This is a genomic window from Halodurantibacterium flavum, assembly GCF_042681825.1.
Lineage (GTDB): Bacteria > Pseudomonadota > Alphaproteobacteria > Rhodobacterales > Rhodobacteraceae > Halodurantibacterium > Halodurantibacterium flavum.
The window spans coordinates 33,710-45,519 of sequence record NZ_JBHUGH010000007.1; the positions used below are offsets into that span (position 1 = coordinate 33,710).

Annotated in this window: 13 protein-coding genes; 3 read left to right on the forward strand and 10 right to left on the reverse strand. The window is 60.6% G+C overall.

Annotation, left to right across the window (positions count from 1 at the left end):
- Nucleotides 1–183 precede the first annotated feature (183 nt).
- From ACFSGJ_RS10100 to ACFSGJ_RS10110, 3 genes are all read left to right on the forward strand, one after another.
- Nucleotides 184–903 (forward strand): ParA family protein, encoded by a 720-nt coding sequence (locus ACFSGJ_RS10100; RefSeq protein ID WP_390261228.1) that lies wholly within the window; start codon nucleotides 184–186, stop codon nucleotides 901–903.
- A gap of 247 nt (nucleotides 904–1,150) precedes the next feature.
- Entirely contained in the window at nucleotides 1,151–1,576 is a 426-nt protein-coding gene (locus ACFSGJ_RS10105) for a hypothetical protein (RefSeq protein ID WP_390261230.1), read from the forward strand.
- Nucleotides 1,577–1,721: 145 nt separating this feature from the next.
- Nucleotides 1,722–1,892, forward strand: coding sequence for a hypothetical protein (locus tag ACFSGJ_RS10110; protein WP_165910185.1), 171 nt, complete (start codon nucleotides 1,722–1,724; stop codon nucleotides 1,890–1,892).
- 349 nt (nucleotides 1,893–2,241) lie between these two features.
- On the opposite strand, the gene ACFSGJ_RS10115 is transcribed toward ACFSGJ_RS10110, so the two are convergent.
- From ACFSGJ_RS10115 to ACFSGJ_RS10160, 10 genes are all read right to left on the reverse strand, one after another.
- Nucleotides 2,242–3,270 (reverse strand): hypothetical protein, encoded by a 1,029-nt coding sequence (locus ACFSGJ_RS10115; RefSeq protein WP_390261232.1) that lies wholly within the window; start codon nucleotides 3,268–3,270, stop codon nucleotides 2,242–2,244.
- A gap of 253 nt (nucleotides 3,271–3,523) precedes the next feature.
- Nucleotides 3,524–4,417 carry an abortive infection family protein gene (locus ACFSGJ_RS10120; RefSeq protein WP_390261233.1) on the reverse strand — a complete coding sequence of 298 codons (894 nt, stop codon included), beginning with the start codon at nucleotides 4,415–4,417 and terminating at the stop codon, nucleotides 3,524–3,526.
- Between the two features lie 92 nt (nucleotides 4,418–4,509).
- Complete coding sequence (locus ACFSGJ_RS10125; RefSeq protein WP_390261235.1) at nucleotides 4,510–4,806, reverse strand: hypothetical protein; 297 nt, start codon at nucleotides 4,804–4,806, stop codon at nucleotides 4,510–4,512.
- Complete coding sequence (gene tnpC, locus ACFSGJ_RS10130) at nucleotides 4,806–6,431, reverse strand: IS66 family transposase (protein ID WP_390261294.1); 1,626 nt, start codon at nucleotides 6,429–6,431, stop codon at nucleotides 4,806–4,808. The genes ACFSGJ_RS10125 and tnpC overlap by 1 nt, the downstream gene beginning before the upstream one ends.
- Before the next feature lie 62 nt (nucleotides 6,432–6,493).
- Nucleotides 6,494–6,841: an IS66 family insertion sequence element accessory protein TnpB gene (gene tnpB / locus ACFSGJ_RS10135; RefSeq protein ID WP_184584621.1), complete on the reverse strand. Its 348-nt coding sequence runs from the start codon at nucleotides 6,839–6,841 to the stop codon at nucleotides 6,494–6,496.
- The gene (gene tnpA / locus ACFSGJ_RS10140; protein WP_390261237.1) at nucleotides 6,838–7,221 is read right to left on the reverse strand and encodes an IS66-like element accessory protein TnpA; all 384 of its coding nucleotides are present in this window, start codon (nucleotides 7,219–7,221) and stop codon (nucleotides 6,838–6,840) included. The genes tnpB and tnpA overlap by 4 nt, the downstream gene beginning before the upstream one ends.
- Nucleotides 7,222–7,745: 524 nt before the next feature.
- Nucleotides 7,746–8,939: a GIY-YIG nuclease family protein gene (locus tag ACFSGJ_RS10145; RefSeq protein WP_390261239.1), complete on the reverse strand. Its 1,194-nt coding sequence runs from the start codon at nucleotides 8,937–8,939 to the stop codon at nucleotides 7,746–7,748.
- On the reverse strand, nucleotides 8,932–10,980 hold the full coding sequence (locus ACFSGJ_RS10150) for a pseudomurein-binding repeat-containing protein (RefSeq protein ID WP_390261240.1): 2,049 nt from the start codon (nucleotides 10,978–10,980) through the stop codon (nucleotides 8,932–8,934). The genes ACFSGJ_RS10145 and ACFSGJ_RS10150 overlap by 8 nt, the downstream gene beginning before the upstream one ends.
- Before the next feature lie 13 nt (nucleotides 10,981–10,993).
- A complete protein-coding gene (locus ACFSGJ_RS10155) occupies nucleotides 10,994–11,521 on the reverse strand; it encodes a HEPN domain-containing protein (RefSeq protein ID WP_390261241.1) in 528 nt (175 codons plus the stop codon).
- Entirely contained in the window at nucleotides 11,518–11,802 is a 285-nt protein-coding gene (locus ACFSGJ_RS10160; protein WP_390261295.1) for a type IIL restriction-modification enzyme MmeI, read from the reverse strand. The genes ACFSGJ_RS10155 and ACFSGJ_RS10160 overlap by 4 nt, the downstream gene beginning before the upstream one ends.
- Nucleotides 11,803–11,810: the final 8 nt, after the last annotated feature.

Below are 11,810 nucleotides of genomic sequence, written 5' to 3' on the forward strand. Positions count from 1 at the left end.
AGGGGGATGACGTCGGGTGACGCGTGCAGCATGCCTCACGTCCCCTGCACGATGCATTATGCGCCCCGCATTTCGCCTGCGGGAGTCCGCATCCCGTCTTCTGCTTGACGCCGTCGCACACGGAGGTTAGCTACGTAAAAACATCTTTGTTGCGTTTCACCATTCTTGCCAGAGGTCTGCCCCATGCCGAACGACAATCTCGTGGTGATCGCTGCGATGGCCCGGAAAGGGGGGAGTGGCAAAACCACGCTCTCGCGCGCCTTGATCAGCGCTGCCGTTGCCGCTGGCCGTCGCGTCCTTTTGATCGATACCGACAGCACCGGCGTGCTCGGTACCTGGCACAAGCGGGCTGAAGCCGCGGGGCTGGGATCGCCACTCCTGCGCTCCGCGACCGTCGAAAGCGTAGGCGCCGTGGATCGCCGGATCGAGCAGGTCTATGCGGCGGACTCGGCTGATTTCATCTTCATCGATACAGCAGGCGTCGGGGCCGAGTGGTCGGACGGGATCGCCGTTCTGGCCGATCACATCGTGACGCCTGTCATGCTCTCGACCTCGGATCTCGATGTCGGCGCGCAGACGGCTGACTGGTTCGAAAAGCTCCGCGCTCGCGTCGATGACCCCGACAGCCTGCCCCGCCACCACGTGGTCCTGAACATGGTGGATCCCAAGACCACCCGTGCCGATGCTGCCCTCATCGAAGCGGCGATCGCGCGGTTTCCGGTGGTCGAGACCGTGATGATGCGGCGGAACGTCTACAAGGAGATGGACGAAAAGGGCCTCCTGCACGCCGTGGCGCTGCAAAAGCAGACCGATCCGAACCCGCTCATGCGCCCACATGTGCGCCACGTCGTCGAAGCCCTCGAAGAGGCCACAGACATCCTCAACAACATCCTGGCCACGTGAGGACGGGGCGATGAGGAAGAAAATCCCGACCATCACGCGGCCCGACCCGGCATATGCCGCATCCCTGCGCGCAGAGGTGGAAGGAGACCCGGACGGGGAAGAGGTTCTGCGAGCTGAGACGATGCCAGAAGCTGCAAACGTCGACCCTGTGGTCTTGGACAGTCACGCTGTTTCGCCGCCAAGTACGCAGCCTGCGCCCGCGCCTCAACCCAAACAGGAGACAGCCGGGCGTGCAGCATCCGCGGCCATGGTATCTCCCACCCGCCCGCGCCGCAGTCCGACGACGCGCAAGATCGACATCCGGGTGAACGCGCTGGAACGGCAGGAGGAAGCCCTGATCGACTGCGGCGTCGATCCTGCCCACGTCATCCGCGCCGCCCTGCGCCGCGCGGTAAAGAACTGGGAGCTCGGGCCTGACTTCTTCCCGCCTTCGGAAGAGCAGCGGACGCGGATTACCGAATGGCGCGCACGCACCTCGCTGGCGGTCGATGCCTCTGCGCTGACTGCCCTCTTGCACGAGCATGACCCCCTCGATGTGCTGAGCAAGTGGGCCTTGGTCCGCGGCCAGATCGAGCCGCGCGTCTGGGCAGAGATCGACATACTTCTGCACGAGATCGCCGTTCGCGCTGCAGCGCAGAATGCAGAAAAGGATACGCCAGAAACCTGTCTATAAAGACAACTTGTCCTTTTGTCGGTGGGTTCTTGCCGAGGCCGCCGACTTCATCTTGCAGTTGCAGAAACCCAACCCTAAGACGTTCAAAACGATATTGCGGCCTCGTTGTTAACAAGTCCTGAGGTCAGTTTGAGAGGAGCACATCGTGACCATTTTACCGCGGCTTACGGCCGAACCGATCATGCGCATCCTCTGCAAGAAAACCGACACGCTGGTGGGCTACCTGTACCAATGGAACAATGGAGACCTGCAGCCTGCTTGGCTCAATGATGCCATGCCCGATGTGCGCTACGAGCCGATGGTCGAGGCCGCCTGACAGGCGTGATCTAACTGCGGGCCAGGCGATCAAGGGCGGTGCAGAGTGCCAGTCGCACAGCAGGCCATGCCAAATTCAGCGCATCATGAGTTATAGAATAGAATTCTATAACTCATGCGTTGGAACCGAACCCGTTCCGACAGGCCCAATTTCTTTTCTTTCAGCCTCCCTGTCCAACCTACCGCGCCACGCTAATGCGGCTCCTTTGAAGGCGTAGCTTTTGCGGCGAGGGATCACAGAGGCAACGGATCGATCATCCACGAGCGCACGCGCACGGTTCTCGGAGCGGCAAGGGCAGACTGGAAGCCGGTGGCCTTCAAATATCGTGGCGCCGCGCCCCTGCCAGTATTTATGGTGAAGGCCCCTGCCTTGAACGGGCAATGCTTGCATCATCCCGAAGCCCCGCAACGAGCCTTTCGACAAGCTCGACGGCCTCGGTGACGCCTTCGGCGCGAAGTACAAGCCGCTGGCCGGGCCGGTAGCGGGTGTCACCGCTCTTGGCGATATACTCCTCATCGACAAGTCCCTGCCGGTGGGCAAGCAGATGGCGCTGCTGGAACGCCCGCGCGAGTTGGTCGAGGGAGGGGGCGTCGAGATGGGCGTCATAGCCCTTCCCCGTTGTCTGCTGCCAAAGGGTGCTGCCCTCGGCAAGGTTCTGGAAAGCGTTCCGCCTTGTCTTAGGAGGCGCGGGAAGCTCCACAAACAGTGCTTCGACCACACGCTGAAAGGCGGTGACGGCGTTCTGCAAGCCGTTCTCGATCACGACGCGCACGGTGGTTTCGGCGGTGTCGCGATCCGGCATGGCGGCGCGCACCTGGTCGAGCGCCTTCAGGGTGGCCTTGATCCCAGCGATGGTCTGCTCAAAGACCTGTTCGGCGGCGCTGTGGCCGCAAGCGGGACAGAAATAGGCAGCCCCGATCACGGCATAGCGGCAGGCGCAGGACGGGCAGGTGATCTTCAGCGCCATTGGGTCGGTGGCGGCCGGGGGCAGCATGACATGCTGCGGCCGGGAATCCACTTTCATCGTCATCGAAATGAAGCCGCCGCGCGGCCTGCTCCGGTTGAACCGGGCAGCATCGGTTTTCAGTGCTCGATTGAGGCCGCCTTGAATCTGCGCCACGGCAGCCGCGTGCATGTGCTCGACCTGTTGCTGTGTCCACCAACGGTCGCTGTGATCGGTATGGCCGCAGGCGGGACAGTGAAGCCGCTCTGCTTCCTTGGCCTTATGCCAATCTTCGCTGAGCATCTTGAACTGGAAAAGGCATTCATCCGATGGGCATTCACGGTCAAAGTAGCCTTCCTCGTCGTCCTCAATGAGGACCGGGACTTGGCCGCCGCCATCGAGGCTCCGCAAAAATCGTTGTGTCTCTTCAAACATCTCGCAACCTCAGAACATCTTGTAGCGTACCGTTCGCTCCAACCTAAATATAGCATGTTGGCAGGGCAACTTGGAGTCTTCCATTGGCACGGCGCTCTCCTCCGTGCCGGGAAGGGCGTAAAGAGGCGGCCTATTCGGTCGCCATCACTTGGGGCTCAGTTGGGACACAAGCGCGGGGACATTCAGCCGCCTTCAAAAACGAGGAAGAAAAGACCGGCCAAAACCGGTGCTACTGACAGGATGAAACTGGCCGTTACCCTGCTGGATCGTCGACTTTTGGAAGCGGGCGGGCAGGAAATTTCCGTTGCCAGGTTTCGATGAGGAAGAGAGCGGCCGTACTCGCGGCATGGATCGACAAACGGGCAATCCGCGCGTCAATACGGGCATAGCCCTTCTCGCGGCCGTGGGCGTCCCCGCCATGGGTGCGAAGAGCCCCTACCCCACCGATGACCGTGGCTAGACCGGAAAGGATTTGTCGCACATCATTCGCGATCAAGGGGTCGATGTCGGAGCGGTCAGGGGACAGACCAAGCGGCTGCTTCACGGCATTGTAGAGCCCCTGTACGTCCTTCTTGGCAGGGAGCGGTAACCCCAGCTCGATGAGGATCGACCGGCACACGCTCTCGACCGTGCTGCACGCGGCGGTGACGGCATCCTCGGGGTCGGTCTGGCTACTGGCGAGGGCGCGGTCCAGATCGCGGCTCACCGTGTCGAAGTCGATCACCTCGGACAGCCCGGCAAGCTCCGCCAGGACAGGGACATTCTTGCCCGCCTCGACAAGCCGCATCCGCCCGCCCTGCTGCTGAACCTCAAAGCCGTCGAAGCGCAGCGCGCGGTTAAGATGATCGAGCACGGCGATATGGCGCTCGGGCTCATGGATAAAGTCGCGGGGGTCAGCGGCAGCCTCGATGATCCTCGGGAGCGCTTGATCGACTTCGAAGCCATTGTTGAGATTGATAAGGCACTGCACCAATGACGGCACGCGGGAGCCATTCACCGTGAAGGCCACATTGCAGGCGCGCATGAATTTCTCGATCTTCGGCCCGCTGCGATAGATCCCGATGGGAGGCGTCGTGTCATGGCCCCCACCGCCGCTGATAATGTCGGCGATGGCGTCAATGCTCTGGGGCGATAGCGGGAAGGGCATGGCTATAGGTGATCCCTCGCCCAAAGAAGCGCATTGAAGGCGGCAAGCTTTGCATCGCTTTCAGTTGAATATGCCTTGTAACCGGCCGATTGCTACCGCGGTGGCTGAGTCTTGATGCGAGCGACGAGTTCTGAGTCATGGACGAAGTCGTCGAGGAACTCGTGCCAGGTTTCTGTGGTCATGCGAGCGGCCCTGAGCATGTCTTGCAGTTCTTCGATACCGTCGTCAGTCAGGGCGGTGATAGCCTCGTCCGGGCCGGTATAGACGCTGATGATTGCCCCATAGGTCAGATTGTCGTCGTTGTAGACGATAGCCTCGAGAAGCTCGGGGTCCTCGCCCAGCATTCTGGCGACATTATCGAGGGTGCAGACGTGGGTGACGGTTGCCATCAGGCGGCCTCGGCTTCGGGAATGACCACTGGCAACCAGTTCCATGGCAAAAGTTCATCAAGACGATTGATCTTGTGGTCGTGGACGCGGGCCAGGATGTCGGCGAGATAGGCCTGCGGATCGAGGCCGTTCATCTTGGCGGTCTCGATGATGGTCATGGCGCGGGCCAGCGTTTCAGCGCCAGTGTCGGCCCCTGCGAAGAGCCAGTTTTTCCGGCCGATGCCGATCGGGCGCAGGGCACGTTCGGCCGGATTGTTGTCGATGGCCACCCGGCCGTCTTCGAGGAAGAGACTGAATGAGGCACGTCGGCTGAGGCCATAGCGGAAGGCTTTGGCAAGATCGCTCTTTCCGGGGATCAGCGCGAGCTGGCTCTCGGCCCAGGCAAAGAATGCCCCGACCTTCGGGGCGCTGTGTTTCTGGCGGGCAGCAAGTCGGATATCGGCGGATCGCCCTGTGATTTCGCGCTCAATGTCGTAGAGCGCGCCGATCCGATCCAGCGCCTCGCGGGCGATCTCGGATTTGGTCTTGCTCCATTCATCATGGAAGTCACGCCGCAGATGCGCCCAGCATGCCGCTTCACGCAAGCGGGGCAGCCCGTCAGGGTCGGGTTCATAGAGCTTGGCATAACCCTTGTAGCCGTCGGCCTGCAGGATGCCGCGGGTATTGGCCAGATGGCGATGGACGTGTTCTTCCTTCCAGTCCGGCGCGAAGGTGTAGACCGCGCCGGGCGGCGATGCGCCTGCCCAAGGCCGATGGTCGCGGACATAGGCCCAGATCCGACCCTTTTTCACGCCCTTGCCGAGCCCCTTGTCGCGCAAGGATTTGTCCAGGACCCGGATCGGGGTATCATCGGCATGAAGCACATCGCTGGCCATGACATCCGCCTCGATCTTCTCGATCAGCGGCTGCAATACCTTCATCGCGCGCCCGCACCAGTCGGCCAGCGTGCTGTCCGGGATATCGGCCCCCATGCGGGCAAAAATTTCGGTCAGGCGATAGAGGGGGAGGTGGTCATCATATTTCGAGACCAGAATGTAGGCCAGCAGCGCCGCGCTCGCCATGCTGCCGGGGATTGGCCTGCTGGGCGCGGGTTCCTGCACCATCTTCTCGCAGCGGCGGCAGGATTTCTTCAGTCTTGCGATCTGCAGGACCCTGAGCTGCGCGGCGATCAGGTCGAGCATGTCGCTGACATCCTCGCCCACAAGACGTAAGTCGCCACCGCAGTCCGGGCAGCAGGTCCCAGGGTCGAGCTCTCGACGCTCGCGCGGCGTGGCATCCGACACGCGAGGACGACGACGGGGCTTGCGCTCATTGGTGCCGTTACTGGTGGATGCGGGAGCATCATCGCCGGCATCCTCGTCCGTGGAGGCACTCACGCTTTCGGCGGCTGCGATCAGCAGGTCTTCCAGCGCCAGTTCGAGCTGTTCGATCTCACGCTCGACCTTCTCCGAGGACTTGCCGAAAGCCTGTTTCTTCAGTTTTGCGATGCGCAACCGCAGGGTCTGTATCAGTTGGTCATGGGCACGGATTGTCGCCGACATCCTCGCGTTCTCCGCCTGCAAGGCAGCGATCATCGCTTTCAAAAGCGCGGGGTCTTCGGGCAGGGTTGCAGCAGTGCTCGACATGCCGCTCACTACCATAGAGCAGCAGGATATGCCATATAAACAAGGGATTTCAGGAGGATAAACTACCCGACCCGCGCCGGTGGCGCACCCCAATCCGGGCGGCGCCAGTCAATCCCTTCCCACAGCATGGCCAATTGCGCGGAGGTCAGGCGCGCGGCCCCGGACGCCGTATTCGGCCAGGGAAAGCGCCCACGCTGGAGCACCTTGTAATACAGGCAGAACCCTTGGCCATCCCAATAAAGGAGCTTCAGCCGATCCCCTTTACGCCCCCGAAACGCGAACACCGCGCCGCCCGTCGGCTTCTGGCGCATCACGTCCTGCGCCAGCGCAGCCAGACCTGCGATCCCCTTGCGCATGTCAGTAGCGCCACAGGCCAGATACACGCGAACCCCGGTGCCTGGCCCAATCATGCGGTATCCACCGCCCGGATCAGCCGTGTCAGATCCTTGTCGTCGATGCTGCTCTCGAACCGCAGCATGCGCCCCTTGGTCAGCCGAAGTTCGATCCAGGAAACCGGTGGCGGGGCCGACGCGACCGGCAACTCGGCGACGGGCGCCATGCCAACCGGCAAAAACAATGCCCCTGCATCCGGGGACCAGAGGCCCTTTCGCTTCAGTTCGTGGCGCCATGCGTAGATCTGCTGACGGGTCACCTCATGGCGCTGAGCAACCTGCGTCAACGTCACATCGCCCACACCGACCGCGCTGATAATCGCCAGCTTCTCGTCATCATCCCAACGACGCCGCCGTTCGACCCCCAGAATTTCGCCCCGCATGATCCCTCCGCGCATAAGACACGTCGTTTGCGACGTCGCTATGCACGTGTCTTAGGCCATCAGTCCGCCCCAAGGCAGGCGGTGACAATCGGGCCGTTACTATGCCTTCCTACCAATCTGAGCGGCTCCCGATGCCCTTCTCAGGACACGCACTGACCATCCGGCGCCTGCCCGATACACCGTAAGATTGAACCCGTCTGTGTTGATGTAAAGGTTGCCTTGTCTGGATGTGCGCCACTTTCGAGAAGGCCATGCAGCGCGGCGGCTTGCGGAATTTCTGAGACGCTTCTCCCGCTCCCGGGGCCGCTTGTAGTCCTCTTCCATGTGCTCAGCACAAACACAGCCTACCTGAAGCGAACCGGGATAGTCTGGATGCTCCATGATATGAGCATACCGGATTTCGGCGCTGTCACACATCTCGCAGAGTTGGCTGGGCTCTTCCAAGTCTTCGACCCCGACACAGGTCCAGCCTTTTTTCGGGACACCTGCCTCTGACCATTTCCCTCGACGCGTGTGACTGTCCCGATCCATCGCCCAACCTACCCCGAAATCCGTTTGAGTTGGGCAGCGTGGGGATCATAGCGATAGCTGGTTATTGTGCCGTCCCTGATCTTTTCCACAGCGTCGTTTATGACAAAAAGAGGTACGAGGAACCATTCTCGCGGGACCACAGGCCGTCCAAAGCGATCCATGATCTCGATTTCGAGCCGTGCAGGTTCGAAAATGCGGTGGATCAGGTTCTCCAGCTTGGACCGATTGATGTTGTAAAGCTCGTATGTCGCAACCACCTCGACATTCGCCATCAGGAACGTCGGCTGCAAATGCGCGCCGGCGATCCGCTTTTCGACGCTCATATTGGTGACGCCGATCTTGTGCACCAGTTCCCGGTTTTCTGTGACGAGTGGATGATCGGACTTGCTGCGGAGCACATAGATGATCCCGCTCGCTTCATCCCCATCGATGGTCTGGTCCGAAAAAAGCGGGCCTGCCGATGGGTCAGTTATCCGGCGTCCGGCGTCGTCCTTGTTCAACGCACGCTGGAGCGAGCGCATCAGCATATTGCTCTCGGTGCCGTTATCAAAGATTACCCGCAGCCGTGCATCCGTACGACCTTGTTCATTCGTGATGGTCTCACCCTTTTCAGCAACATAGGCTTTCTGACCACCGACGATGAAAAAGCGGCCCTTCTCGATCTCCGCTTTCATCTCGAAAGGGCGCGTTTCGCGCAAACCGGTGTCCAGTTCCTTTTGGACCATCTCGAACAATGGCTTGAACGTTGAGAAATCTTCGCATTTTTCACGATTGGCGACGTCGTCAGCAGCCTTTTTCTCAGCGGTAGAGCGGACATGCTTCAAGTCGGTAAGTGGGGATGCATCAACCGCCACACCCAGTTCCGCCAGAAGCGCGTCATCATCGAGCTCATCCGTGTCTGTCGCTACGAGCACCGGGCCCTCTGACAGAAGTTCGTGTTTGTCAAAGGGCGCGACGAGATCGCGGCATTCCTGTAAGTCGCGGATTCGATCGAGACGCACTGCATAGAGACGTTCGAAGATATCTCGGTCCTCACCGTGCTGTGGCGGGCGACCAAATTCATCGGCGAACCGAAGGATCTCTTCAAAGCCTGCGATGATGCGTTCTTCGCGTGGTGTGCGGCTGAGCTGCTTCTTGACCTCGACCTCGACGCCAAGCTCAGCAAGAAGGGCATCATCTTCGTCGGTGAACCCCTTAGCCATTGGCAGCCTCCTGCTTCATGCGCGCGAGGTAAGCCACGCCTTCGGCCATTTTCTTCTCCCACGGATCAGGCGATGTGATGGAAGGCAGACGGCCCCGTTCCTGCTTGAATTTGACGGCGCGCTTCGCCAGATCGCGCGCCTCGTCCGGTGACAGTTGCACCTTCTTCGCCGAGATCACGGCCTGAACCTGCCGAAGGCTTTCCTCGCTCATCGTCTTTGCCAAGATCGAATAGGCTTCGCCGAAGGGGTTGATCCGGTCGATCAAGTCGATGTCGAGCTCACGCACATCCATGGCGAATTTGCGCACCCCGTCGATCAGCGCGGTGTTTCCCGTAGTCTGCGTGTCATCGCCGCTCGAAAGAGCGATCTCCTTTGCCTTCTGGGTCAGGTTCAGCGCGGCCACTGCATGCTGGCGCACGGCTTCCTGATCCTCGGCGTCCAACTCCGGGAACCTTGCTCCCACGATCTTGCCCATGCGAACCTGCGTGAGTTCCTCAGGCACCAACTCCTCATCGAAGAGCCCGCGTTCGATCGTGGTCTTGTCTTGAACGAAAGCGGTGATCACCTCGTTGAGGTCTTCCTGGCAGATGCGCTTGGCTTCCTTGCTCTTGGGTTCGACCAGGCCCTTGATCTCGATCTGGAACTGCCCGCTAGCCTCGTTGAAGCCGACGTTCGCCTTGCTGGGATCATAGCCGCCGTCCCCGTAATCGAACCTTTCGACAGGGCCACTTTTCGCGGTCTTGGGCGTGAAGTTGAAACGCGGTGCCAACACCTGCTCCATCAGCAGGCTCGCGGCGATCGCTTTCAGTGTATCGTTGACCGCCTCGGTCACGGCCTCGGCTGCGGCGTCCGGTTCAGCGATCAGGTTGGTGAAACGCGCGCGCGTCTTGCCCTCGGCATCGCGGGTGGCGCGGCCGATGATCTGCACGATTTCCGTCAGGCTGGCGCGATAGCCGACCGTCAGGGCGTGTTCGCACCAGATCCAGTCGAACCCTTCCTTTGCCATCCCCAGGGCGATGATGATGTCGACATGGTCGCGGTTGTTCTTTTGCGCCGGGTCCTTCAGCGCGGCTGAAACCTTGTCGCGCTTGGCGGGTTCATCATCCACCAGATCGGCGATGCGCAGCACACCCCCCTCGGGCGTCTTGACCAGCTGAAACCCGGTGGCGGGGTCGGTGCCCTGCCAGTCGCCCAAGGCGTCGATGATGTGCTCGACCTCGCGGTGCTTGTCCTTCGTGCTCTCGCGTGAATTCACGTTCGGGATGTGCAGGATCGTCTTCTCGGTCGGGTCCAGCACCTTGAGGATGTCATTCGCATAGGACCCGGAATAGAAGAAATACCCGATGTCGAGCGACTTGAGGTATTTGTAGCCGTTCAGCTGCTCGTAATAGGTATAGGTGACCGTGTCGAACCGCGCCTCGTCCTCGGGCGACAGAACAGCCTCGGCATCGCCGCGGAAGTACGATCCGGTCATCGCCACCAGATGCACCTTGTCGCGGGCGACCAGCGCGCCCAGATGCGTGCCTAGCTTGTTGTCGGGGTTGGCCGAGACGTGGTGGAACTCGTCCACCGCGATCAGGCGATCGTCGAAGGCCTCGATCCCGAACTTGTCGACGGCGAAGCGGAAGGTCGCATGGGTGCAGACCAACACCTTGTCGTCGCTCTCCAGGAACTTGCCCACGGCGCCGACCTTGCCGTCATCGCCACCGGGCGCATTGCAGAGGTTCCATTGCGGCTGAACCGTCCAGTCGGCCCAGAAGCCATACTTGCTGAGCGGTTCGTCATTGAAGCTGGACCCGATGGATTTTTCCGGCACCACCACGATGGCCTGACTCAGGCCCTGATTGTGCAGCTTGTCGAGCGCGATGAACATCAGCGCGCGGCTCTTGCCCGAGGCGGGGGGCGACTTGATCAGCAGGTATTGCTCGCCGCGCTTTTCGTAGGCGCGTTCCTGCATCGCGCGCATGCCCAGTTCGTTCGACTTGGTCGAGCTGCCATTGGCGGCGTATTTGACGGAGACGGAGGGAACACCTTTGGTCATACAATAACTCCCATCAAATTCGGGTCTGACTCAGCGCGAGCAAAGCCGAATGAAGCCTCTCCGTCTTCTCCAGCCAGTCAGGAAGCAGTGAGCCTGCCTCAAAAAATGCGACGTCCGTGTCCGGGTAACGCAACCCGGTCGACCTCTCGTCCAATCGGTGCAGTTCGGCAATCCAGCTTTCCGCCCATTCTGGCAGCCCTTTGACCATACCCGCAAGCGTCGCGAGGTCATGTCCAGCTTTTCTTGATCCAGTCTGATGAACAACAACCGCTTTCAACGCCAATTCTACTGAGTGTCGAAACAAGTAGATTACCGGATAACTGGCAACGTAATCCTCGATCTTGTTGCCAGACACTATTTCGCAGATGGATCGCGAGGCCTGATAATACTGAATACTGAAACGCCGGAAATCCTCGGCCTTGGGTGTTCCATCTATGGGCCAGCCTATCGAAATGGATTTCGGGAAAGACCATTGGTCGGCGCGCTGCCACCGCTCGTCAATGTCCTCGAACAGCTTCTGATCCGCCGGATGAACGCTCATGCGGGCACCTTCGTGGTCATCTTCGTGTACATATCGAACAGTTTTTCCAGCCGTTCGGTGTCGTTGCGAAAGCGGCGGCCGATGTAGATGCGTTCCAGAACCTCGTCGTTGTGGTCATGGGCGCCGCGGAGGTTGGCGGGCATTTTTTCGGGGTCGTAGAGGTCGGCGATTGTGGCGGGGAAATGCGCCTCGCGGGCCAGAAGGATGCCTTCGGCCGCCGCTGTCAGGTCGGCACGGTTCTTTTCGGTCAGTTTGGGGACGGGGAAGGTGTTCCATCCCATGGTGTTGG